The 23,817-nt window shown below is 63.6% G+C and carries 23 protein-coding genes; 12 read left to right on the top strand and 11 right to left on the bottom strand.

Annotated elements, in window-relative coordinates; all coding sequences use genetic code 11:
- Nucleotides 1-353 precede the first annotated feature (353 nt).
- From QM467_RS03020 to rpmG, 5 genes are all read left to right on the top strand, one after another.
- On the top strand, nucleotides 354-2,321 hold the full coding sequence (locus tag QM467_RS03020; RefSeq protein ID WP_283364819.1) for a hypothetical protein: 1,968 nt from the start codon (nucleotides 354-356) through the stop codon (nucleotides 2,319-2,321).
- Between the two features lie 15 nt (nucleotides 2,322-2,336).
- Nucleotides 2,337-2,957, top strand: a complete 621-nt coding sequence (locus QM467_RS03015; RefSeq protein ID WP_283364818.1) for a TadE/TadG family type IV pilus assembly protein — start codon at nucleotides 2,337-2,339, stop codon at nucleotides 2,955-2,957.
- Nucleotides 2,954-3,412: a TadE/TadG family type IV pilus assembly protein gene (locus QM467_RS03010; protein WP_283364817.1), complete on the top strand. Its 459-nt coding sequence runs from the start codon at nucleotides 2,954-2,956 to the stop codon at nucleotides 3,410-3,412. The genes QM467_RS03015 and QM467_RS03010 overlap by 4 nt, the downstream gene beginning before the upstream one ends.
- A 41-nt stretch (nucleotides 3,413-3,453) precedes the next feature.
- Nucleotides 3,454-4,632 carry an MFS transporter gene (locus tag QM467_RS03005; RefSeq protein WP_283364816.1) on the top strand — a complete coding sequence of 393 codons (1,179 nt, stop codon included), beginning with the start codon at nucleotides 3,454-3,456 and terminating at the stop codon, nucleotides 4,630-4,632.
- A gap of 126 nt (nucleotides 4,633-4,758) precedes the next feature.
- Complete coding sequence (gene rpmG / locus QM467_RS03000; protein WP_243067444.1) at nucleotides 4,759-4,926, top strand: 50S ribosomal protein L33; 168 nt, start codon at nucleotides 4,759-4,761, stop codon at nucleotides 4,924-4,926.
- A gap of 48 nt (nucleotides 4,927-4,974) precedes the next feature.
- Here the strand turns inward: rpmG and QM467_RS02995 are convergent, their stop codons facing one another.
- Nucleotides 4,975-5,745: a glycerophosphodiester phosphodiesterase family protein gene (locus QM467_RS02995; RefSeq protein WP_283364815.1), complete on the bottom strand. Its 771-nt coding sequence runs from the start codon at nucleotides 5,743-5,745 to the stop codon at nucleotides 4,975-4,977.
- Nucleotides 5,742-6,227 carry a RidA family protein gene (locus QM467_RS02990; RefSeq protein WP_283364814.1) on the bottom strand — a complete coding sequence of 162 codons (486 nt, stop codon included), beginning with the start codon at nucleotides 6,225-6,227 and terminating at the stop codon, nucleotides 5,742-5,744. Before QM467_RS02990 ends, QM467_RS02995 begins: the two co-directional genes overlap by 4 nt.
- A gap of 203 nt (nucleotides 6,228-6,430) precedes the next feature.
- On the opposite strand from QM467_RS02990, the gene QM467_RS02985 reads away from it, so the two are divergent.
- A complete protein-coding gene (locus QM467_RS02985; RefSeq protein WP_283364813.1) occupies nucleotides 6,431-7,285 on the top strand; it encodes a cell envelope integrity EipB family protein in 855 nt (284 codons plus the stop codon).
- A gap of 24 nt (nucleotides 7,286-7,309) precedes the next feature.
- On the opposite strand, the gene QM467_RS02980 is transcribed toward QM467_RS02985, so the two are convergent.
- From QM467_RS02980 to QM467_RS02965, 4 genes are all read right to left on the bottom strand, one after another.
- Complete coding sequence (locus QM467_RS02980; RefSeq protein ID WP_283364812.1) at nucleotides 7,310-9,301, bottom strand: putative bifunctional diguanylate cyclase/phosphodiesterase; 1,992 nt, start codon at nucleotides 9,299-9,301, stop codon at nucleotides 7,310-7,312.
- A gap of 198 nt (nucleotides 9,302-9,499) precedes the next feature.
- Nucleotides 9,500-11,035 (bottom strand): acyl-CoA carboxylase subunit beta, encoded by a 1,536-nt coding sequence (locus QM467_RS02975; protein ID WP_283364811.1) that lies wholly within the window; start codon nucleotides 11,033-11,035, stop codon nucleotides 9,500-9,502.
- A 152-nt stretch (nucleotides 11,036-11,187) separates the two neighbouring features.
- Nucleotides 11,188-11,985, bottom strand: a complete 798-nt coding sequence (locus QM467_RS02970; protein WP_283364810.1) for an ATP12 family chaperone protein — start codon at nucleotides 11,983-11,985, stop codon at nucleotides 11,188-11,190.
- Nucleotides 11,970-12,638 (bottom strand): HAD-IA family hydrolase, encoded by a 669-nt coding sequence (locus QM467_RS02965; protein WP_283364809.1) that lies wholly within the window; start codon nucleotides 12,636-12,638, stop codon nucleotides 11,970-11,972. The genes QM467_RS02970 and QM467_RS02965 overlap by 16 nt, the downstream gene beginning before the upstream one ends.
- A gap of 248 nt (nucleotides 12,639-12,886) precedes the next feature.
- Between QM467_RS02965 and QM467_RS02960 the strand changes: the two genes are divergently transcribed.
- The 3 genes from QM467_RS02960 (at nucleotide 12,887) to QM467_RS02950 (ending at nucleotide 15,806) form a co-directional block, all read left to right on the top strand.
- A complete protein-coding gene (locus QM467_RS02960; RefSeq protein WP_283364808.1) occupies nucleotides 12,887-14,974 on the top strand; it encodes a carbon starvation CstA family protein in 2,088 nt (695 codons plus the stop codon).
- A 37-nt stretch (nucleotides 14,975-15,011) separates the two neighbouring features.
- Nucleotides 15,012-15,164 carry a YbdD/YjiX family protein gene (locus QM467_RS02955; RefSeq protein WP_342395092.1) on the top strand — a complete coding sequence of 51 codons (153 nt, stop codon included), beginning with the start codon at nucleotides 15,012-15,014 and terminating at the stop codon, nucleotides 15,162-15,164.
- Between the two features lie 75 nt (nucleotides 15,165-15,239).
- Complete coding sequence (locus tag QM467_RS02950; RefSeq protein WP_283364806.1) at nucleotides 15,240-15,806, top strand: RBBP9/YdeN family alpha/beta hydrolase; 567 nt, start codon at nucleotides 15,240-15,242, stop codon at nucleotides 15,804-15,806.
- 104 nt (nucleotides 15,807-15,910) lie between these two features.
- On the opposite strand, the gene QM467_RS02945 is transcribed toward QM467_RS02950, so the two are convergent.
- From QM467_RS02945 to QM467_RS02935, 3 genes are all read right to left on the bottom strand, one after another.
- Entirely contained in the window at nucleotides 15,911-16,108 is a 198-nt protein-coding gene (locus QM467_RS02945; RefSeq protein ID WP_283364805.1) for a hypothetical protein, read from the bottom strand.
- A 239-nt stretch (nucleotides 16,109-16,347) separates the two neighbouring features.
- Nucleotides 16,348-16,965 (bottom strand): 30S ribosomal protein S4, encoded by a 618-nt coding sequence (gene rpsD / locus QM467_RS02940; protein ID WP_283364804.1) that lies wholly within the window; start codon nucleotides 16,963-16,965, stop codon nucleotides 16,348-16,350.
- A 275-nt stretch (nucleotides 16,966-17,240) separates the two neighbouring features.
- Nucleotides 17,241-18,245, bottom strand: a complete 1,005-nt coding sequence (locus QM467_RS02935) for an NADP-dependent oxidoreductase (protein ID WP_283364803.1) — start codon at nucleotides 18,243-18,245, stop codon at nucleotides 17,241-17,243.
- Between the two features lie 136 nt (nucleotides 18,246-18,381).
- Between QM467_RS02935 and murI the strand changes: the two genes are divergently transcribed.
- Entirely contained in the window at nucleotides 18,382-19,206 is an 825-nt protein-coding gene (murI, locus tag QM467_RS02930) for a glutamate racemase (protein WP_283364802.1), read from the top strand.
- A gap of 4 nt (nucleotides 19,207-19,210) precedes the next feature.
- Here murI and parC read toward each other — a convergent pair whose 3' ends face one another.
- Nucleotides 19,211-21,457 carry a DNA topoisomerase IV subunit A gene (gene parC / locus QM467_RS02925; protein ID WP_283364801.1) on the bottom strand — a complete coding sequence of 749 codons (2,247 nt, stop codon included), beginning with the start codon at nucleotides 21,455-21,457 and terminating at the stop codon, nucleotides 19,211-19,213.
- Nucleotides 21,458-21,638: 181 nt separating this feature from the next.
- On the opposite strand from parC, the gene QM467_RS02920 reads away from it, so the two are divergent.
- Together QM467_RS02920 and QM467_RS02915 are read left to right on the top strand one after the other, a co-directional pair.
- Nucleotides 21,639-21,950, top strand: a complete 312-nt coding sequence (locus QM467_RS02920) for a hypothetical protein (RefSeq protein ID WP_283364800.1) — start codon at nucleotides 21,639-21,641, stop codon at nucleotides 21,948-21,950.
- Between the two features lie 285 nt (nucleotides 21,951-22,235).
- Nucleotides 22,236-23,033, top strand: a complete 798-nt coding sequence (locus QM467_RS02915; RefSeq protein WP_283364799.1) for an NYN domain-containing protein — start codon at nucleotides 22,236-22,238, stop codon at nucleotides 23,031-23,033.
- Nucleotides 23,034-23,093: 60 nt separating this feature from the next.
- Here QM467_RS02915 and recO read toward each other — a convergent pair whose 3' ends face one another.
- Nucleotides 23,094-23,804, bottom strand: coding sequence for a DNA repair protein RecO (recO, locus tag QM467_RS02910; protein WP_283364798.1), 711 nt, complete (start codon nucleotides 23,802-23,804; stop codon nucleotides 23,094-23,096).
- Between the last annotated feature and the right edge of the window lie 13 nt (nucleotides 23,805-23,817).

The raw sequence follows: 23,817 nt of genomic DNA, 5'->3' as shown, positions 1-23,817 counted from the left end.
GCGCGCCGGCCTCTGCCCGCGCCATTTCCAGCCTCCCGTAAGCGCCACGCTTCCCGACGGTTTTGAAGAATATTTTTCTCCTTTGCGCGCCATTTTACCAAGCGGCGGCTCAAGCGGCTGTTTTTCGGCGGGCGCGCTCCAATTTTGAACGACAAAGCCCGTCCATAACCTGCTGAATACTTATGAAGTTCGAGCCAAAGGCGTCATCAATTAATGCTTACGTAAGGAAAGTTCTTGTTAAGCAGAACTTCCTTCTAACTTCCATAAAATGTAATTTGTGTACAGAACGTGATGTTCAGTTGTGACCCATTAGATATATTCCAATAGTACGCTATTGATCAGGCTTTCATCTCATGCGTGCATTTCATGCTTCCTGCTCGATCCGGGCTCTCGCTGCCGACAAGCGCGGCACAGTCACGATTGTCGGCGCCGCGCTGATCGCGGGCCTGATCGGAATCATCTCACTTGTCGCCGAATATGGCCTGACGCTCGAGCGGCAGACCGAGGACCAGCGGATCGCGGACATTGCGGCCTATGCGGCGGCCACCTATTACGGCGCCCATTCAGGCGACTCCAATGTTCTCGCCAAGGCGACGTCCGTCGCACAGAACGTGGGCCAGTTGAACGGCATTCCCACCACGGGCGTGACCGCCGCGGTCGTGCCCTCGCCGCAGGATTCGACGAAAAATGCGCTCAGGGTCATTGTCACAACCACCCCGACGCTGTTTCTCGGCAGAGTGCTCGGCGCTCATACGACCCTGACAACAAGAGGAACCAGCTACGTCCAATTCGGCGGCGGCGTGAGCGCCTGCATCACCGCCCTGTCCGCCTCGACCGGCATTACATTGAGCGGCGGCACGGCGATTTCCGCGCCGCAATGCGGCATTTCCACCAATGCGACGCTCACCATTCCCTGCGGCACGACGATCACCGCCAAGGGCGTCAGCTATGGCGGCGCAACGCCGACCCAGGGCTGTAGCGGCATCACCACACAAACCCTGACCCACGCCTCAGTCACCGATCCGCTCGCCGCCAATACCGGCATCGTAGCGGCGGAGTCGTATGTCGCCAGCATCGCGTCGCAGACCGGCCCTGCCGCGCCGACGGTTTCCTCGCCGTCCATTGCCTTCGATCTCTCCTGGAAGGGCGCGACGTCGCAAACCTCAGGCTCATGCACGGCCAGCTTTAACAGCTCTAACTCCACCTGGACGATCACTTGCCCGAACGGCGGAACCTATAATTTCGCGAGTTTCGCCGACGGCAGCAGCAAGACGGCGCTTGGCGGCGGCATGACGGTTTTGTTCAACACCGGCGGCAACGGAACCTCGATTTATAATTTCAGCACCGTCGTCAATGATTCCGGCTCATCCATGACCTTCGGCCCGGGCGCCTATAATTTCGCCGCCGGCTTCATCAGCGGCAATGGCAACACCAACACTTTCGCCGGCGGCGGAACCTATAATTTCGGACGCAGCACCACGAAATGCAGCAACGGGGCCTATTACAGCATCTGCGATACTTCCACGGTCACCTTCTCGGGCGCGAGCGCTTTCGCACTGTCGAGCGGCATTTATGTCGGCGGCGGCGCGACTCTGACGATGGGATCGGGCACGAACAACAGCTTTAAGATCGGCGCCGCGAGCGACGGCAATGCGTTCTGGCTGGGCGGCGGCGCCAAGATCACTCTCGCCGACGCCACCGGCAATTCCAGCCTGTTCCAGGTCACTGGCAATGTGAACGCCGATGCCGGCGGCGGCAGCTGCATGAGCCTCGGCGCGGCGACCAACCACGACATCAACGGCTGGTTCTCCACGGCGGGCGGCACAATCCTCGGCGCAGGAACCTATACGATCAACGGCTACTTGGCCTATGGCGCCAACGGCGGCGGCTCTGTCAGCTGCAACGGCTCGACAGTCGGCCTACGGGGAACCGGCGTCACCATCATATACAGCGCCGCCACCACCCCGAGCGGCGGAACCTGCTCCGGCAAGGGCCTGTGTTTCGCCGCCGGCTTCAGCAATGTCAATGTGAGCGCGCCGACCAGCGGAACCTACGCCTTCCTTCTGTTCGTGGGACCGCAATCGGGCAATTCGGCCGGCGCTTATTTCTCCGGCGGCTCGGGCGCCTCGATGTCCGGCGCGTTCTATCTGCCGGTTGGCGCCTTCACCATGGCGGGCGGCGCCTATATCAACACCCTGACGGGCGGCTGCCTGCAAATCGTGGCCCTATCGGTCTCGATGTCGGGCGGAACGACCGCGGCCTCGACCTGCATCACAGGTTCGGGCGGGTCCGGCTCGTCCACGCCAAAATTTGTGATGTGAGGATGGTCTCGTAAAATGGGAGCCTCTGTAGCGATTTCGCGGCCGCAAAATCCTGGAAAAGCGCCCAGGGCGCGCGTCTCAAACCGCGCGCGAGGCTTCCTGCGCGACCGTCGCGCGGCGTCGATCGTCGAATTCGCCCTGATCACGCCCGTATTCCTGCTGGTGCTGGGCGCGGCGGTCGATTTCGGACTTGCGGTGCGGACGAAGTTCAAGCTGTCCTCGGCGCTGGCGACGGCCTCGAACGTCGCCTTGACCAATGCGAGTTCCGTCAGCACGGCCAGCGAGGCCACGCTCGCCTCGACGCTCGCGACCCTGATCGGCTCGGCGAACGCTGCCAACTGGGCCAGTTCCTCCGTGAACGTCAACAATGGCAGCACCGCGTCGACAACCGCCGGGAGCGCGACCGTGACGGCCGGCGGCTCGACGTCGGGCGCCAGCAGCTGCTATTGCCCGACGGGCTCGGGGACGACATTCGCCTTCGGAACGTCGGTGAGCTGCGGCTCCGCCTGTTCCGGCGGCGCGGTGGCGGGGAAATTCGTCAAGCTCTCGGCGAGCCGGGCCTATACGCCGATGATACTCCCCTCCCGCCTGATACACTCGCCCATCACGGCGAGCAGCGTGATCCAGGTCCAATGAAGCGCGCCCGCCTCGCTCGCCTTTCTTCGCTGCGACTTGACCAGAGCGGGTCGTCCGCCGTGGAGTTCGCCGCAGTCTGCATACCGCTGATGTTTTTCCTGTTCGGCATTCTGGAATTCGGACGGGCGATCTGGGTCGAGGAAGCGCTGCAGAACACCGTCTCCAAGGTCTCTCGCTGCGTCGGGATGAAACTGGCGAATTGCGCGACGTCCGGAACCTACAGCTCCAGCCTGACAGCCAGCTACGCCCAGACCACGGCTCAGTCATGGGGCCTCACCATCCCCGTCGCCAATATCACGACCTCGGCCTCAACCTCCTGCCCCGGCATGTCGGGCTCCACGAGCTACGCCAGGGTCACGATTACCTATCCCCTCACCAATGTGGCGGCCCATCTGATCCCGTCGCTCGCCACCAAGACGGTTTCTGCGCAGGCCTGCTTCCCCATGGCCTCCTGACGTCGGCTCGCCCGCCGGCCTGTCATGGCCTATAAGCGCTCATGTTCTCCGCCTTCGATTCGCAAACCTGGAAGCGGCTCGCCGCGGCCATCTCCTGCATTTCCATTGTCGGCATCGGCCTGTCGCTGGTCATCCCACTGCTCGCGCTGCGGCTCGAAGCGGCTGGCTTTCCCGCCCACACCAATGGCCTGCACATCGCCGTCACCGGCGTCGCCACGCTTGTCGGCGCCCCGCTGACGCCCTGGCTGGCGCGCCTTCTCGGCATTCGCGTGCTGCTGTTCTCGGCCATCGCTTTGGGCATCGCGGCGCTGATGGGATTCGCCTTCTGCGCCGACTACCAGCTCTGGCTGGCCATTCGCGCCGCCTTCGGGCTTTCGCTCACTATCATCTTCGTCGTCAGCGAATACTGGATCAGCGCGGCGGCCCCTCCGGCCCAGCGGGGCATGGTGCTCGGCCTTTACGCCACTATGCTGGCGCTGGGATTCGCCATCGGCCCCGCCCTGTTGAGCCTCACCGGCGCCGATGGGCTGCTTCCCTTCTTCGTCGCTGCCGGGCTCATCGGCGCGGCCGCCATTCCGGTCGCGCTCGCCGGCGCGGCGGGCGCGGTGAAGATGGAGGGGCCGGCGCTGCCGAATCTGCGCGCAATCTTCGCCGCCGCGCCCATCGCGCTCGCCGCTGGACTTCTCTATGGCGCGGTCGAGACCGGATTGAACGGCCTGCTGCCAGTATTCGGGGTCCGCTCCGGTTTTCCGCAAACCTGGGCGACCTTCCAGCTCACGCTCGTGGCGCTCGGCAATGTGGTCTTCCCGATTCCGATCGGACTGGTCGCCGACCGCTTGAACAAGATCTGGATGCTGGCCTTTTTCGCGCTGTTCGGCCTCGCCGGCGCGCTTGCCCTGCCTGCCCTGGCCGCCGACCCAACGATTTATGCCTTCGCCCTTTTCTTCTGGGGCGGCCTGATCGGCGGCCTTTACCCGGTCGGCCTCGCAATTCTGGCGGAAAAGTTTCAAGGCGCTCGGCTCGGCTCGGCCAACGCCGCCTATATCATGATGTATTCGGTGGGCATGATGGCGGGGCCGCCGACGCTCGGCCTCGGCCTCGACCTGGAGAATCCGGGCGGCCTGTTCGACGCCCTCGCCGCGCTTTTCCTGTCCTATCTCGCGCTCATCGTCGCCTCGTCCGGGCCGGCGCGGGCGATATGGCGCTGGCGCCGCGCTTGACAAAAGCGGGCCATTGCTTATGGTGCCCGCGAGTTTGGGCCGGAGCGATCCGGCCCCTTTTGTTCCGTCATGGCCTCCGTCCACTCTCAGGATGCGGCGCCAGTTCCGCTTGCAAGGTTTAAATCCATGGCCAAGGCCGCCACGATCAAGATCAAGCTGCTGTCGACCGCCGACACCGGCTATTTCTACGTCACCAAGAAGAACGCCCGCACCAAGACCGACAAGCTGGCCTTCAAGAAATACGACCCCGTCGCGCGGAAGCACGTCGAGTTCAAGGAAACCAAGATCAAGTAAGACTTGAACCGGTTCCTTCAAAGCCGCCTTCGGGCGGCTTTTTTCGTTTCAGACTCCGTCAGGCAGAAATCCTTCGAAGATGATCTGGTCGGCGTGGCGCCGGGCGCTCTCCGCCTGTTCCGGCGAACGAATCGTCCAGGTCATCACCGGGGTTCCGGCGCAAGCGCGGGCGAATGACGTAATCGCGACGGGCAGGTCCGCAGACCGCCAAGAGAGGAAGTCAGGCCGGGTCTCGGGCGCGTGCGTGAAGCGGGTCAGGCTCTGCCGCAGGCTCGGCGTGAGGCCGCCAAATTCCTCCTCGTCATAATCGCTCTGCGCGACGATGCCGAGCGGCCATGCCGAATCGCGCCCGCGCAGGACCGCGATCAGCGCCGGATCGAAACTTTTGAGCGCCACCGGACCGGAACAGGCGTCGAGCGCCGAGGCGGCGGCCAGCGCCAGCGCGACATCGCCGGAAAAATCGCTCTTGAGTTCGAGAATCAGAGGGACTGCGCCGTTCACCGCCGCGAGCCATCGCTCCAGCGTCGGGATCGTCTCGCCGCCCTCGCGAAAGGCGATCTGTTCCAACTCGACAGCGTCGCGAGCTGCAAACGAGCCCTGCGCTCCGGTCAGGCGCTCCAGCGAATCATCGTGGAAGACAAAAACCCTGCCGTCGCGCGACAGGCGCAGGTCGCATTCGATCGCGTAGCCCCGCGCGACCGCCGCGCGAGCCGCGCCGATCGAATTCTCGACCCGTCCGCACGACGAATCATGCAAGCCGCGATGGGCGATCGGCCGTCCGACCAGCCAGGACAGGTCCGTGCGGCGAGGCCTCTTCATCCCGCGATTTCGAAAATCGCCTCGACCTCGACGCAGGCGCCGAGCGGCAATTGCGCGACGCCGATGGTCGAGCGCGCATGGGCGCCGAATTCAGCCAAAGCGCTCCCGATCAGGTCCGAGGCGCCGTTCATCACCGCCGCCAGCCGCGTGAAATCCGCATCGCAATGGATGAAGCCCCCGAGTCGGACGCAGCGGCTGACGCGGGCAAGATCGCCGATGTGCAACTTGGCCTGCGCGAGACAATTGAGTCCCGACAGCGCCGCGGCCTTCACGGCGTCCTGCTCGGAGACCACGCGCCCAACGCTGCCGACATGGGCCGGGGCAAGCGTCCCGTCCGCGCCGAAGGGCAACTGCCCCGAGATGAACAGCAGATTGCCGGTGACGACCGCCGGGACATAATTGGCGATCGGGGCGGCGGGTTGTGGCAGCGTGAAGCCCAGCGCCTTGAGCCTCTGCTCGATTTCGCCGCCGTTCTGCGCCATTTCATCGTTCTCCCGCATCTGAAATTATTGGACTCGGCCTTTGACTCGTCAAAGGTTGAGCGCGCCGCTCGTCGGCGCGAACGCCATTGATCTTTTCCAGCGCCCTATGGCGTGAATCATCGTAGTTTCGCCACAGGCTTCCCGCAACAATGGACTGGAGCTACGCTGGCTGACCAGCGAATCGTCACTTGAAGCTTGAATCCATGTATTTGAAAGTTCCGGCTTCGGCCGCCCGCGTCCGCCCCGCCCTGTTCGCTACCCTCGTGAGCGCCGTTCTGGCCCTCCCCGGCCAAAGCCAGCCGCTGCCGCCTCCCGTTGCGAAAACCGCCCTGGCGAGCCACAAGGCGCTTTACGATCTCCGGCTGCTTGAAGGCGCGGGAACCAAGGCTCCGGCGAGCGCGAGCGGCGGCATCGCCTTCTCGTTCGATTCGGCTTGCGAGGGATATGCCCAGACCCTGCGCCAGGTGCTCGACCTTGAACCCAGCGAGGGCGAAAAGCGGACCACCGAGACGCGCTCAACCACTTATGAGGACGCCAGGGGCGCCGATTTCCGCTTCAACATCCTGGGGGCTCTCGGCAAGGGCTCCGAGATCGACGGCCATGCCGCGCGCGGCGCGCGAGGCGTCTCCATCGCCTTGAAGCGCCCGGAGCCCTTCCGTCTCGAGGCCCGGGGCGACGTGCTCTTTCCGACCCAGCATATCGAGAAGGTGATCGCCGCCGCCCGCCGCGGCGAAAAGGTGCTGCTCGCGCACGTGTACGACGCCTCGGACGACGGACGGAAGATTCTCGACGTCACGACGGTCATCGGCAAGCCCCGGCAGGAGCCCGACACCGACAAGGGCGCCCAGATCCCAGAGCTCCGCCGCCTGACGCGCTGGCCCGTTGCGGCGGCTTATTTTTCGCCCGAGAAACGCGACGGCGCGCCGGACTACGTGCTGTCGTTCAATCTCTATGAGAACGGCGTGTCTTCTGGACTGAAGCTCGATTACGGAGATTTCGTCCTCAGCGGCGAACTCACCCAGATCGAGTTCCCGCCAGCGACGAAGTGCCGCCGCTGAAGGCATGCGGCGCAACGGCGTCCGTCAGGCGCTGAGCGCCTTGCCGCCGCATGCGGAGCGGTATTGCTCGATGACGCCCGGGACTTCATCTTCGGGGACGGGGCGGCCAAATAGAAAGCCCTGGACGAAGGTGCAGCCAAAACCGCGCAGCAGGTCGAACTGCTCCTGCGTCTCGACTCCCTCGGTCACGCAATCGAGGTTCAGATTGGCGCAAAGGCCGATCATCGACCGGACAATGTCGCGCGCAATGCTGTTCACATGCATTTCCTGCACGAAGCTGCGGTCGATCTTGATCATGTCCAGCGGCAGCCGATGGATATAGGCGAGGCTTGAATGGCCTGCGCCGAAATCGTCGAGCGAAATGTTGACGCCCATCGTCTTGAGCTGGGCGATCGCCGCCGCGGCTCGTTCGAAATCCGCGACCAGCGCGGTTTCGGTGACCTCGATGTCGAGGCGGGCCGGATCGAATCCGCTACCCGCGATCAGCGCCATGATCTGTGTCAGGGCGCGCTGCGAAACCAGGTCGCGGATCGAGATATTGAAGCTCAGCTTGATGTCGCGCGGCCAGCTTCGCGCCACGCGCAGCGCCTTGCGCAGGGCGGTGCGCGTGATTGCATGGATCAGTTCGCCCGATTCCGCGACCGGAATGAAATCGTCCGGATTGACGTCGCCGATTTCCGGGCTCGCCCATCGCGCCAGCGCCTCGAAGGCGACGATCCTTTGCGTCGCGACATGCACCAGCGGCTGGAACCGGATCGTCAGTTCCTGCTCGAAATCCGCCTTGCGCAGGGCCTGCTCGATGCGCGCGTTGAGCAGCATCTTGCTCTCATGTTCGGAGGAAAACAGCACGGCGGCGCCGCGATGGTTCTGCTTGCCGAAATAGAGCGCATAATCGGCCCGCTCATAAAGATGGTGCCCGTCCATCGCGTCCTGCGGATAGCGCGCGAAACCGATCGAGGCCGATACGCCGGCGTGGATGTCGGCGAAACGCAGCGGCGCGCGCAGCGCCGCGCAGACCTGTTCGCCGAACCGCAGGACGTCGGCCTCCTCGAAGGCGCCGCGCATAAAGATGGCGAATTCGTCGCCGCCGAGGCGCGCAATGGTCGTCGCGCCGCTCGAGAATATTTCCAGCCGCGCGGCACATTCCCTCAGGACGCAATCGCCGATCGCATGGCCGTAGAGATCGTTGATCGGCTTGAAGCCATCGAGGTCGATCACGCCCATGACCAGCCCGCCCATCTCTTGCCCGCCCATCTCTTGCCCGCCTTTGGCGCCTTCCTCGCGGATCGCGCATTCGAGACGTTCGAAGAACTCGCGCCGATTGGGCAGCCCGGTCAGGCTGTCCGTATTTGCGAGGAGGCGATTTTCTTCGGCGAGTTCGACGGCATGAAGCTTCGCCGCGACCATGCGCTCGAAATCGCGCGCGGAAACCATCACTATATAGGCCAGGAAAAGGCCGACGAGGCCGAGATTGATCGCGATGACCGGCGCTTCCGGGCCGCCCGTCAGCACCAGAAGGAGCAGGAAGCCGGGCATGGAGATCCCGGCAAGCGTCAGCGCCACCCGGGGCAATTGCCCGAGAATGTAGCTACAGATCATGTTCGTGATGACCACGGAAAAGACGAGCTGGCTGCGCAGCGCGCTGTCGCCATAGAGATAAAGCTCGACCATCCAGGCCGTGCCGAGCGTGCCGAATCCGACGGCGATGAACTGGACAATGCGCAGCATGTCGTGCGCGACACGCCCGTCGACCGGAATGGACTGCCGCAAGCGCATGAAATGGACGGCGCGGAAAAGGGCGAAAAGAATGAAAGCCAGTGGCAGACCATAAACGAGGGCGCGCGGCGCCACACTGGAAAAACTATAAGCAGTTACAATGATATGGACGCAGATCACGCCGTAAAGCAGCGGCAGGTTCGTAATCAGGATGGCGAGGCGCGCGAGGTCGAGCTCCCGCTCGATGCCCGATACCGGCGTTCGCCGCCAACCGTTCAGCAAAGAAGGCAACACCAGCATGAACGATCCATTTTGCAATATGGCGGCCTGAACTGGAGGCCGTCCAATGCGACGATCGTTTATTTTAACTGGAATCGCTTAAACTTACCTTACGGCGACGCAGCTCGGCCGTTAACAACCTTGCAAGATAAGTAAAAAGCCTCCCACTTGCGGTGGGAGGCTTTGTGATTTCAGGCGATGTGTCTTCGAAAACCGCTCTTACAGCGGAATGTTGTCGTGCTTCTTCCAGGGATTTTCCAGTTCCTTGTGGCGCAGCATGGCGAGGGCGCGGGCGATGCGCTTGCGCGTGCCGAAGGGCTGGATCACCTCGTCGATATAGCCGCGTTCGGCGGCGACGAAGGGCGAGAGGAAACGGTCTTCATATTCCTTGGTGCGCTCGGCGATCTTCTCCGCATCGCCAATGTCCTGGCGGAAGATGATCTCGACCGCGCCCTTGGCGCCCATCACCGCGATCTGGGCGGTCGGCCAGGCGTAATTGACGTCGCCGCGCAGATGTTTGGAGGCCATGACGTCATAGGCGCCGCCAAAGGCTTTGCGGGTGATCAGTGTGATCTTCGGAACGGTGGCTTCGCCATAGGCGAAAAGCAGCTTGGCGCCATGCTTGATCAGGCCGCCATATTCCTGCGCGGTGCCGGGCAGGAAGCCGGGCACGTCGACGAAGGTGACGATCGGAATATTGAAGGCGTCGCAGAAGCGCACGAAGCGCGCAGCCTTGCGAGAGGCGTCGGAATCGAGCACCCCGGCCAGAACCAGCGGCTGGTTGGCGACGATGCCTACGCTGCGGCCGTCGAAGCGGCCGAAGCCGACGACGATATTTTTCGCGTGGGCTTCCTGGATTTCGAAGAAATCGCCCTCGTCGACCACTTTCGTGATCAGTTCCTTGACGTCATAGGGCTTGTTGGGATTGTCCGGAATCAGGGTGTTGAGCGACATGTCATAGCGGTCGTCCTGATCGAAGGTCGGCCATTCCGGGACTTCATCGGTATTGGAGGACGGCAGGAAGTCGATCAGGCGGCGCATCTGCAGCAGCGCCTCGACGTCATTGTCATAGCCCTTGTCGGCGATCGAGCTCTTGGTCGTGTGGACCGAGGCGCCGCCGAGCTCTTCCGCCGTCACCGTCTCATTGGTGACGGTCTTCACGACGTCGGGGCCGGTGACGAACATGTAGCTCGTCTCCTTCACCATGAAGATGAAGTCGGTCATGGCCGGGGAATAGACGTCGCCGCCGGCGCAGGGACCCATGATGACGGAGATCTGCGGAATGACGCCCGAGGCCAGAACATTCCGCTGGAACACCTCGCCATAGCCGCCCAGCGCCGCGACGCCTTCCTGGATGCGGGCGCCGCCGGCGTCGAACAGGCCGATGATCGGCGCGCGATTGCGCAGCGCCATGTCCTGGATTTTGGTGATCTTGGCCGCATGGGTCTCGGACAGCGATCCGCCGAGCACGGTGAAGTCCTTGGCGAAGACATAGACGATCCGGCCGTTGATCGTGCCCCAGCCGGTGACGACGCCATCGCCGGGGATCTTTTCGCCCTGGTCCATGCCGAAATCGACGCAGCGGTGCTGCACGAACATGTCGAATTCTTCGAACGAATTATGATCGAGCAGCAGTTCGATGCGTTCCCGGGCGGTGAGCTTGCCGCGGGCGTGCTGCGCGTCGATGCGCTTCTGGCCGCCGCCGAGGCGCGCGCCTTCGCGGCGATCGTCGAGGATTTCGAGAATGTGTTTCATGGAGACTTCCCGGTCTTGGCGGAGTGGTCTTGGCGGAGTGCGCCGCAAAAAACGTTGCCCGGGTTTAGCACGGCTTTTTTGGAGCCGGAACCCGAAACGTGACGAAAGGATGAAATCCATTGGGCTAATTCGCGCCTGCGCCCGCCGCGCGCTCACGCAGACAATGCGGCATAAAGTTCATAGGCCGCGCGCATTTCCTTGAGGCGGCCAGCCCGGCGCGCCGAAGCCTCCTCGTCCGCGCCCCAGAACTTCGCCTGATGGTCCTCGTCGACATGAGCCGCGCTCCAGGCGGCGTCGAAGCCGATCACGCCTTCGATCAGGGCCAAAGCGATCAGGACCGAGCCGGTCAGCGTGGTCATGGTGTGAAGCGCCGTCAACCGCAGCGCGCCATCGGCCTGCGCCGCTTCGCGCGCGACCAGCGCCTCAACCGCTGCAACGGATTCAGCGGGCTGCGACACGAACATCACGCCCTCGGCGCAGACGAAGCGGGCGCCGTGCCGCTCGCGGAAATGACCGAGCACGGGCGACCATGCGGCCTCCTGCTCCGCCACAAGCGCCTCGGGCGCGCTGGCGCGATAGCAGACGAGGTCCGAGCCCGCGAATTTGGCTATCTCCGCCGCCGTCGCCGTCATTTCGCGGGCCACGCCGTCGATCGCCGTATTGACCATCCGGGTGAGCGGCATGTCGGCCGGGTTGATCTCCGCGCCCTGGCGGCGCCATTCCTCGGCCACGGCCTCGGCCAAGGCCCGCGTGGGCGAGATGAGGGGCGCGCGGCCGGGCGTGCGCACGGGCCTGCCGTCCAGCGCGATTCCAAAGCCCTCGCCCTGCGGGACGACCGAGACTTCGGAATAGAATTTCTTCGGCAGCGGGCGCTTCATGTCCCTCTGCGCAGATTTCAGCGGATTGCGTTCGCCGTCCTCGACGAAGATCGCGCTCAGATCGTCACGCATTGCACAAACTCTTCCAGAACCTCGCGGAGCGCCGGAAAATCCGCGACGATTTGCTTCGCGCCCGCCTTTGTCAGCTTGTCATGGCGATGGTAGCCCCAGGCGACGCCGATGGCGTGGGCGCCGGCGGAATGGGCCATGGCCATGTCGAATGTGGTGTCGCCGATCATGCAGGCGTCGCGCGGCGACAGGCCGGTTTCGGCGAGCGCGCGCAGGAACATGTCCGGCGCGGGCTTGGACGGGGCGTCGTCGGCGGTCTGGATCGTAGCGAACAGGCCATGCCAGCCGTGGCGCTCGCACAGGCTCTTCACGCCTGCGCGCGACTTGCCCGTAGCGAGGCCGATCAGGCAATCCTCGCGCCCCGCCAGCTCGGTCAGCAGATCATGTGCGCCGGGATAGAGCGGATCGTGAAAGCCCGGGGTCGCGCGCAACTGTTGCCAGGCCTCCTTATAGGCTTGAGCGAGCAGGTCGCTCGGCCCCTCCCCGTTCGTCAGCGCTTTGAAAGCCTCGACCAGCGACAGGCCGACGACTGAAAGCGCACGCTCGCGCGAAGGCGCCGGAAGACCGAGAGAGGCAAAAGCCCTGCTTTGAGCCTCGACGATGAGGTTCTGGCTGTCGACGAGCGTTCCGTCGATGTCGAACACAACGAGCTTCATGGTCCCCTCCCCAGCCTTGTCCGGCGTCGCCGCGCCGGGAGCGTTCTGCGCGCCTCTGACCTTATAGACCCGAGCGCGCGCCGCGCCAATCGGGCCAGCGCGCGCCGGCGCCATTATTAGACTGTCGGATTGTTGCGAAACAAAAAAAGCGGTTTTACATAATAGTTCCATAAATTGGCGTCGCCTCGATGCGTTCGCCAAGAATGAAAAGCGCCCGTCCTTGAAGCGGGTCGCGAGGGAGGAATGACATGAACGCACAAACTCGCGCCAGCGGTCCCGCTGAGCTGCTCGGCTGGCTGGCCGTCGCGCTGATCGGCGCTTTTTCGCTGGGAACGGTCGCCCTCCATCGCGGTGAAACCATCAACGCCTTGTGGCTCGTCACATCGGCGGTTTGCGTCTATCTGATCGCCTACCGCTTCTATAGCAAGTTCATCGCGGAGCAGGCGCTGCGCCTGGACGATTCGCGCCCGACGCCCGCCGTGCGCCGCAATGACGGGCTCGATTACGTCCCGACCGACAAATATGTGGTGTTCGGCCATCATTTCGCGGCCATCGCCGGCGCCGGCCCTCTGGTCGGGCCCGTGCTCGCCGCGCAGATGGGCTATCTGCCCGGCACGCTCTGGCTGCTCACTGGCGTCGTCTTCGCCGGCGCTGTGCAGGATTTCGTGGTCCTGTTCATTTCGACCCGCCGCGACGGCCGTTCGCTGGGCGACCTGATCAAGACCGAGATGGGCGAGACCGCTGGCCTCATCGCGCAATTTGGCGTGCTGGCGATCATGATCATCCTGCTCGCCGTGCTCGCGCTCGTCGTGGTCAAGGCGCTCGCCGGCAGCCCCTGGGGCACATTCACGGTCGCCTCGACCCTGCCGACCGCGCTGCTCATGGGCGTCTACAGCCGTTTCATCCGGCCGGGCCAGATCGCGGAAATGTCGATCATCGGTTTCGTCCTGCTGATTGCCGGAATTCTCTATGGCCAAACGGTCGCAGAAAGCCCGACGCTCGCCCCGCTGTTCACCTTCAAGGGCGAAGCACTCGCGCTGATGCTGATCGCCTATGGCTTCGTCGCTTCGGTGTTGCCGGTCTGGCTGCTGCTGGCGCCGCGCGACTACCTCTCGACCTTCCTCAAGATCGGCACCATCCTCGGTCTCGCCGTCGGCATCGCCATCGTCATGCCCGATCTGAAAATGCCGGCCGTGACCAAATTCATCGACGGTAGCGGCCCGGTGTTCAAGGGCGCGCTGTTCCCCTTCCTGTTCATCACCATCGCCTGCGGCGCGGTCTCGGGCTTCCACGCCCTGATAGCGTCAGGCACCACGCCGAAAATGGTGATGCGTGAAAGCGAATTGCGCTTCATCGGCTATGGCGCGATGCTCATGGAGAGCTTCGTCGGCCTCATGGCCCTGATCGCCGCCAGCGTGCTGGAGCCCGGCGTCTATTACGCCATGAACTCCGCGCCCGGCGTGATCGGAACGACGGCCGAACAGGCCGCCCAGACGATCTCGTCCTGGGGCTTCGTCATCACGCCCGACGTGCTGACGACGGCGGCGAAGGAAGTGGGCGAAAGCACCATCCTTTCGCGCGCGGGCGGCGCCCCGACGCTTGCCGTCGGCATGGCGCATATCCTCTCGGGCTTCCTGGGCGGCTCCGCCATGAAGGCGTTCTGGTATCACTTCGCCATCCTGTTCGAGGCTTTGTTCATCCTGACGACGGTCGACGCCGGCACCCGCGTCGCCCGCTTCATGATCCAGGACCTGCTCGGCCATTTCGCGCCGGCCATGGCACGGACGCAGAACTGGGGCGCGAATCTGATCGCCACGGCGCTGGCCGTCTCGGGCTGGGGCTATTTCCTCTATCAGGGCGTCGTCGATCCGCTCGGCGGCATCAACACCTTGTGGCCGCTGTTCGGCATCTCCAACCAGATGCTGGCCGCGATCGCGCTGATCCTCTGCACGTCCGTGCTGTTCAAGATGAAGCGCGAGCGCTTCGCCTGGATCACCATCCTGCCGACCTTCTGGCTGCTGGTCTGCACGCTGACGGCGGGCTGGCAGAAGCTGTTCGATGAAAACCCGGCCATCGGCTTCCTCTCCCACGCCCGGAAATTCTCGGACGCGCTCGCGCAGGGCAAGGTGCTTGCCCCCGCCAAGAACGTGGAGGAAATGGCCCGCGTGATCACCAATGATTACGTCGACGCCGGCCTCACCGCCATTTTCGTCGCGGTGGTGCTGGCCATGATCGTCGCGGGCTTCGCGACCATCCGCAAGGCCTATTCGAATCCCAACGCCACGACTCGGGAGGTGGGCGATGATCTGTCTGGATTGCAGTCCCTCAAGGCTTAAGGGCTTCGGCCGCAAATTGCGGCAGACGGCGTCTCTCATGATCGGCCAGCCCGACTATGACGCCTATCTGGCGCATTGGACGCTGAACCATCCCGGCGTGGCCGCGATGACCCGCACGGAATTCTTCCGCAATCGCGAGGACCGGCGCTTCGGCGGCGGCATCGCGACCGGCGGATTCCGCTGCTGCTGAGGCCTCCAAAGCTTCCCCGTCACATTCATCGAGCCGGCGCTTCCCAAATGCGCCGGCTCTCATTACATCTGGACCATGCGCGTTTCAGATCTCGACATTCTCATCATTCCCGGCCTCGGCGGCTCCGGCCCCGATCATTGGCAAAGCCGCTGGGCGCAAAAACTCTCCACAGCCCGCCTCGTCGAGCAGGGGGACTGGCTTCAGCCCGACCGCGACGACTGGGTCGCAAACATCCTGCGCGAAATCGACGCCGCCCGTCGCCCCGTCGCTCTGGTCGGACATAGCCTAGGCGCGATCGCCGCCGCCAGCGCCATCGCCGAAACACCGAGCCCAAAGAAAATTGCCGCCGCCTTTCTGGTCGCGCCGCCCGATCCCGCCGCCGCCGCCCTGCCGCCGGGCCTTATCGACCCGCGCTTCAAGGAAAAAGCGCCGCAAGCGGCGCTGGGAGCGCCCGGCGTGCTTGTCGCCAGCCGCAGCGATGCTTTCGCGGATTTTTCTTATGCGGAAAGGCTCGCTGGCCTATGGGGGTTGGACCTGGCCGACGCAGGCGACGCCGGCCACATCAACGCCGAGAGCGGCCACGGTCCCTGGCCAGAAGGCCTGATGCGCCTGGCCGGACTTTTTTCAAAACTGGCGCCGTGACCAATTTGATCGCGGACGCCGCGACGCGCCGCTGAGCTGGACGCGGCGGCCTCAGAATGCGAAACAGCGCCAGACGCCGCCGCGCTCCGAAAGGGGCGTCGCCATCATCCGGCCTTGTGCGTAATAGCTTTCGCGGCGATCAGGGCCAGCGGAACGCCCACGGCGTAGCCGACGATCGCGGCAAGGGGAATCAAGCGCATCGCGTCGGATTGCAGCGAGGGAATCATCAGAACGACCATGACCGCGACTCCCGCCAACACGGAGCCGCCCATGATCCACAACAAAGCAGCCAATCTGCTCATCATCGCCTCCCGAAACGCCTGAGCGAAGCGGTCGGATCGCTCGGGCTTGTTCTTTCGCGTCCACCGGCGGCGCAAACGTCATCGCGCTTTCGCTTCGCCCGAGGCCCGGAAGATCGCGCCGGAACCGGATTCGGTCGTTGACGTGTATCAATCGCCCAACCCGCCGCGGCGTTTGGCCGCAGAACGAAAAAAGGCCGCCCGAAGGCGGCCTTTCCAGATTGAAGCTTCGCGACAAAAAATCAGCGCGAATAGAATTCGATGACCAGATTCGGCTCCATCTGGACCGGATAGGGCACTTCGCTCGGCAGCGGGACGCGGGTCAGCTTGGCGGTCATCTTGGAATGATCCACCTCGTAGAAATCCGGCACGTCGCGCTCGGCGAGGCCGACCGATTCCAGCACGATCACGAGCTGGCGCGAGGCTTCCTTGACTTCGACCACATCGCCCGGCTTCACCAGATAAGAGGCGATGTTGACGCGGCGGCCGTTGACCTTGACATGGCCATGGTTGACGAACTGGCGCGCGGCGAAGACGGTCGGCACGAACTTGGCGCGATAGACCACGGCGTCGAGGCGACGCTCCAGCAGGCCGATCAGGTTGTCCGAGGAGTCGCCCTTCATACGGATCGCTTCGGCGTAATATTTGCGGAACTGCTTCTCGGAAATATTGCCGTAATAGCCCTTGAGCTTCTGCTTGGCCTTGAGCTGGGTGCCGAAATCGGAGAGCTTGCCCTTGCGGCGCTGGCCATGCTGGCCGGGGCCGTATTCGCGGCGATTGACCGGGCTCTTGGGGCGGCCCCAGATATTCTGGCCCATACGGCGGTCGATTTTATACTTGGCTTCTGAACGCTTGGTCATCTAAGTCCTCAAAACTCGAATGCGGCATGAGGACAGCGTCACGCGAACGCAAATGAATGCGCCGTGGAAAAGCGTCCTCCCGCCGCGCGGGAAGTACGCCCCCTCCTCTGCCCGGAAGATTCCGGGCCGACAGACGGCTCACCATGAAGGCCTTTGGCCAGTTGGGAACGGTCACGGGTGCGAACCTTCGCTCCAGCTTTTGGCCGCGCGAAGATGGGGCGTGATAGAGGCCGGCGCGGCATAAGTCAATCCGCGAATGGCTTTTCGCGCCCGATTCAGCGCAGTTTCACCAGTTGCTTGCCGAAATTCCGGCCTTCCAGCAGTCCCAGAAAAGCGGCCGGCGCGGCCTCGACGCCCTCCGCCACGGTTTCGCGCCAATGCAGCCTGCCGGCGACGATCAGGGCGCCGAGTTCGACCAGCGCCTGCGGCCACAGCGGCAGGTGGTCGAAGACGATAAAGCCTTCGATCCGGGCCCTTTTCACAAGTACAATGCGCAAATCTCCCAGGCTGGATGTCTCCGCGCCCTGATAGGAGGCGATCAGTCCGCAAATGGCGATGCGCGCAAAAGTGTTGAGGCGCCGGGAACAGGCGTCGAAACATTTGCCGCCGACATTCTCGAACAGGCCGTCAATGCCCGCCGGCGCGGCTTCCTTCAGCAGCACGTCGAAATTTTCCGCGCGATGATCGACACAGGCGTCGAAGCCCAGAATGTCGACAGCATAGGCGCATTTTTCCGGACCGCCCGCGATGCCGACCGCGCGCGCGCCTGCCGCATTGGCCAGTTGTCCGACGGCCGACCCCACCGCCCCGGTCGCCGCCGAGACGACCAGCGTTTCGCCGGCCTTGGGCGCGATGATCCTGTTGACGCCATACCAGGCGGTCACGCCCGGCATGCCCATCGGCCCCAGCCAAGCCTGAATCGGAATGTCCTTCGGTTCGATCTTGCGCAGCATGGACCCGTCGTCGAGGCTGTAAAGCTGCCAGCCGCCCATGCCGACGACCTTGTCGCCAACGGCGAAGCGAGCGTTTTTCGACCCCACGACCTCGCCGACCGTCCCGCCGATCATCGGCTCGCCCAGCGGCTGGCTGGCCGCGTAGGACTTCACGTCGTCCATCCGGCCGCGCATATAGGGGTCGAGCGAGAGATATTCGTGGCGCACCAGAACCTGCCCCGGTCCCGGCTCGGGCGCCGGACGCTCGAACAGCTCGAAATTCTCGACGCGGGCCTTGGCGCCGGGGCCGGGCCGCGAGGCGAGAACGAATCCCTTGTTTGTCGGCATCTGCTTCCCCAATCCTCGCCCTATTTCAACGGAGTTTAGCACAGCCGCCCCGGCCCGCCGGTGGCGTTAAGCCTTTCTTCACGTTAAAAGCGTTCCCCTGACTCCTGACAAAGCTATTCGGCGCGTGCGCAAGATAATGAACCGCAGCCCCAAAATCCTCGTATTCGATTCCGGCCTCGGCGGGCTGACGGTGTTTCGCGCGCTGGCGGCTCAGCGTCCCGACGCCGATTACGTCTATGCCGCCGACGATCTCGGCTTTCCCTATGGGCCGAAAGGCGAGGACGAGGTCACGGCGCTGGTGCTGGCGGCCATGGAGCGGCTCATCGCGGACCATGCGCCGGATTGCGTCGTGATCGCCTGCAACACCGCCTCGACACTGGTTTTGCCGCATCTGCGCACGGGCTGGCCGGAGATGCCTTTCGTCGGGACCGTGCCAGCGATCAAGCCTGCGGCGGAAGGATCGCATTCTCGGCTGATCTCGGTTCTCGCCACGCCTGGCACGGTGGCGCGCGACTATACCCGCGACCTGATCGAGAAATTCGCCGGCCATTGCGAAGTCACGCTGGTCGGCTCCCAAAAACTCGCCGGCCTCGCCGAAGTCTATATGCAGGGCGAGAGCGTCGCCGACGCGGATATTGCGGCCGAGATCACGCCCTGTTTTGTCGAGCATGACGGACGCCGCACCGATTCCGTAGTGCTCGCCTGCACCCATTATCCGCTGCTGCTGGACTCGTTCAAACGGCTGGCGCCCTGGCCCGTGCGCTGGATCGACCCCGCCCCCGCCATTGCGCGGCGCGCCGACCATGTGCTGTCGGAGCGCTTCCCCTCCCACGAGATCCGCGACGCCGCCTTCGATTTCGTCTTCACCAGCGGCGCCGCGCCCGCGCCGCGCCTGCTGAAGACGCTCGACGTGCTGCGCCGAAGCATCGCGCTCGCGGCCCGACCGCGCGCCTCAGCCTGATCGTTCAGGAAAACTTGTTCGCCTTCGGAAAGCCCTTGGGCGGCAGGCGGCCGGCGTCGGCGCGGTGCCCGATCCATTCGGTCAAGGCGTCCGCCGCGACATTGAAGACGCGGCCCGCCGGATCGATCCAGCTCAGGCCCTCGCTGAGCGCAAAAGTCCTGAGGTCCGAGAGGCCGCCGTCCTTGTAGCGTTGCAGGCGCACGCCCTTGCCCCGGGTCATTTCCGGCAGTTCGGATAGAGGGAAGCACAGCAATTTGCGGTTCTCGCCAATGACGGCGACATGGTCGCCCTCGGCCGGGACGACAAAGCGCGCCTTGGCCGCCCCATCCACGCCGAGCAGCATCTTGCCCTTGCGCGTATTGCCGACCATATCGTCCTGCGCGGCCAAAAATCCGCGTCCGTCCGTCGTCGCGACGATCATTTTCAGCCCGGGACGATAGACGAAGACGGCGGCGACATCCTCATTGTCGCCGATGTCGGCGAGCAGGCGCATCGGCTCGCCCGCCCCGCGGCCGCCGGGCAGTTTGGACGCCTCAAGCGTGAAGACCTTGCCGTCCGTGGACAGGACGAGAATTTTCGAGGTCGTTTCCGCGAAAAAGGACAGCCGCAGCGAATCGTCGCCCTTGAATTGCACATTTGACAGGTCCGCGACCTGACCTTTCAGCGCGCGGATCCAGCCCTTGTGGCTGACGACGATGGTGACCGGCTCGCGCTCGACCAGCACGTCGGCGAGGTCGAAATTCTCCGCGCTGGCGGGCGGCGCCTCAAAACTGGTGCGGCGCTTGCCGATCGCGGTCAGCGGGCCCCATTTCTTCTTGATCTCGCGAATCTGCGCGGTGATCGTCTTCCATTGTCGGGCTTCGCCGCCGACGAGATCCTCGAGATCGGCCTTTTCCTTCGTCAACTCGGCGTGCTCGTCGCGCAGCTTCATCTCTTCCAGGCGGCGCAGCGCGCGCAGGCGGGTGTCGAGAATATAATTGGCCTGGTTTTCGGTAAGCGCGAATTGCGCCTTCAGCACGTCCTTGGGCTCTTCCTCCTCGCGGATGATGCGGATCACCTCGTCGAGATTGAGGAAGGCGATGAGCATGCCGGCCAGGACTTCGAGCCGGCGCTCGATCTCGCCCAGCCGGAACTGCGCGCGGCGGACCAGCACATTGCGGCGATGGTCGAGCCATTGCCGCAGCGCCTCGGGCAGCGAGAGCACGCGCGGAACGACGCCATCGACCAGAACGTTCATGTTCATGGCGAAGCGCGTTTCCAGCTCGCTCATGCGGAAAAGGCTTTCCATCATGACGCTCGGATCGACATTTCGCGCGCGGGGTTCGAGCACGATGCGCACGTCCTCGGCCGATTCGTCGCGGACATCGGCGAGCAGCGGCAATTTCTTCTCGTTGACCAGTTCCGCCAGCTTCTCAATCAGCCGCGATTTCTGCACGCCATACGGAATTTCCGTCACCACAACGTTCCAGACGCCGCGCGCGCCCTCTTCCTTCGCCCAGCGCGCGCGAATGCGGAACGAGCCGCGCCCGGTGCGATAGGTCTCGGCGATGGTCTCGCGCGAATCGACGATGACGCCGCCGGTCGGGAAGTCCGGCCCCGGCACGAAAGTGATAAGCTGGGCGGCGTCGGCTTTCGGATTGGCGATGAGATAGAGCGCGGCGTCGCAAAGCTCCGCCACATTATGGGGCGGGATCGAGGTCGCCATGCCGACCGCGATGCCCTGGCTGCCATTGGCGAGCAGGTTCGGGAAGGCCGAGGGCAGGACCACCGGCTCCTTCTGGTCGCCCGAATAATTCTCGCGGAAGTCGATGGCGTCTTCGTCGATGCCTTCGAGCAAGGCCCGGGCGACATCGGTCATGCGCGCTTCGGTGTAACGATAGGCGGCGGCGCCGTCGCCGTCGATATTGCCGAAATTGCCCTGGCCGTCGACCAGCGGGTAGCGCGACGCGAAATCCTGCGCCAGCCGCACGAGCGCGTCATAGATCGCCTGATCGCCATGCGGATGGAAGGAGCCCATTACGTCGCCGACGATCTTCGCGCATTTTTTGAACGGCGCGCCGGGATCGAGCCGCAGGATGTGCATGCCATAGAGAATGCGGCGGTGCACCGGCTTCAGCCCGTCGCGCGCGTCCGGCAGGGCGCGGCCCATGATGGTCGACAAGGCATAGGCGAGATAGCGCTCTTCCAGCGCGTCGCGCAGATTGATCGGCTGATTGTTCTCGCCGGGCGGCGGCACATGCGGTTTGGCCATGGGCCAGCCATAGATCAGCCGGGCGCCCCGTTCAAGTTCGCTATTTGTACGCTTCTCGATTTTAACGAAATATGTGTCCTTTCCGCACTAGTCTGGCGCGGTCGGCGGGTCTAGAACGCGATGGACATTTCGCACATGCGGAACCTTTATCCCCCTGAACTGTTCAATTCCCGGCGTCTGAATGCTTGATCGCGGCAAGGCATATGTCTTGCCCGAGGCGTTTGCGTCGGGATCGATGACTGAGGCAGTCATGAAAACGTCGAATCGCTTGATGCCATTGTTGTTTCTGCTGGGCCTTTTCGCTTTCTCCGCCATTGCTTATCTCTCGCCCGTCGGGCAGGTGATGGCGGAAGGCGGCGCGCGGGCGGTCGAGGCCGCATCCATCCAGGCGGACGCAGTCGCCGCAAATGTTCGCCACTGCGAAGACCGCGAGGTCGAAGCCGACGAAGGCTACGGCATCTCGCACAAGGAAGTCCGCCACGTCTGCCAGTGAAGGCTGACGCCGCCGCGTGAATAGAGCTGGCCCCAAGGCCAGCCTTTTTCCAAAGATGGTGAATGAACCGCGCTTCGGCGCGGTTTTTTCGTTTTTGCCCCTGTCAGCCGAAAGGTTGTCACGCGGCGGCCAGGAAGATCGGCCGGAACGAAAGTAACCACATTTGCGCAAGAGAAAAATTGACCGCCGGAGACTCAGAATTTCGCAACGGCTTTTGATTTGAAATGCCAGCGATCGCAGAATTTGTTTTTTGCTCCATTCCCAACCAAATGGATTGCACCGACGATGGCGTCATCGAGGCCTCTGGCCAAAAATGGATCCGATGAACCGATCTCCCGTCTGGCGGTGCTGATTGACGCCGATAACGCCCAGGCATTGGCCATTGAAGGAATCCTGGCGGAAGTGGCGCGGTCCGGCGAAGCGACGGTGAAACGAATCTACGGGGACTTCACCGCGTCCACGAGCGGGAAGTGGAAAAACGTCCTCCAGAAATACGCCATCAAACCCGTGCAGCAATTCGCCTACACGACAGGAAAGAATGCGACGGACAGCACGCTCATCATCGACGCAATGGACCTGCTCTATACCCGGAAATTTGACGGGTTCTGTCTTGTCACCAGCGACAGTGACTTCACCGGACTCGCAACTCGGATTAGAGAGGAAGGGCTGACGGTGCTGGGTTTCGGAGAACAAAAGACGCCGGACGCTTTTCGAAACGCCTGCCACAAGTTCATTTTCACCGAATTGCTGCGCCCCGGCTTTGCGGAGAATGAGAGCACTGCTGCGAGCGCCTGTTCGGACGCGCCTGCGCCGACAAAACCAGCCCCAACAACCGCTCCCGCTCCGAAATTCCCCAAGAAATTCGTATTGGACGCATTGGAACAATCATCCGACGACAGCGGCTGGGCGAATTTGGGCAGATTCGGCAGCTACCTGACGAAGCTCCAACCCGACTTTGATTCCCGCGTTTACGGCTACAAGAAGCTCTCGGATTTGGTGAAGGCAAAGAAAGACCTCTTCACAACCGAGGAGAGGACCGTTCCCGGGACAACGCTCAAGAATCTATATCTCAGGGCCAAATAAAGCGCGGCTCTATCGTCGAGTCTGTGCGCTTCATCACCGCAAGAATTCGACCCGAATTGTTCAAAAGCTCGCGATAAAAGCCGCCCGCGCTTCCGGCGGCTTGAGGCCGCGCGGCAGATAGACATCGCGGGCGAGGAAAAATTCGGTGAGACGGAAACCGTCGCAGACGTTCTCCCGCGTGACCGGGGAGCCCGGCGCTTCGCGCAGGAATGCCGGCAGCGGCAGCAATTTCGTCGCCCAGGGCGCGCCCGCGTCGCGACTCACCGCGCGGGCGGATTTGGGCGAGACATAGACCAGATCTTCCCGCGCTCCCGTCGCCGCGCATTGGTCGAGGTCGAGGCCGAAGCCGAGTTCGGCGAGCAGCGCCAGTTCGAAATGGACGAATAGCGCGGGCGCCAATGGCGTGGTGAGTTGCGACAGCAGGACCTGCGCCCGCTCATACAGGCCCGGATGCGGATCGCGCTCCGGCAACAGCCGCAGCAGCGCGCCGAGCAGACCGACGCCATGCAGGCCCTGCGCGCTCGACAGCAGCAGTTCGGTGCGCAAGGCGGCGGGCTCGACCGCATAGAGGCCGAGATGTTCCTCCAGCCGCGCCCGCCAGACCGCCTCGACCTCATTGCCCGGCTGAAGCACCGGCTGCATCGACTTGGAGCGGCCGCCGCGCACCACGCCGAGATGGCGGCCGTGGCCGCGCGTCATCAGCTCAAGAATGACGCTGGTCTCGCCGTGTTTCTTCAGGCCGAGGATCAGGCCGCGCTCCGACCATTCCATGGCCGCAGCCCCC

It is taken from the genome of Rhodoblastus sp. 17X3, assembly GCF_030056575.1.
In the GTDB taxonomy this organism is placed as follows: Bacteria; Pseudomonadota; Alphaproteobacteria; order Rhizobiales; family Beijerinckiaceae; genus Rhodoblastus.
This window is presented reverse-complemented; position numbering and strand designations above follow the sequence as displayed.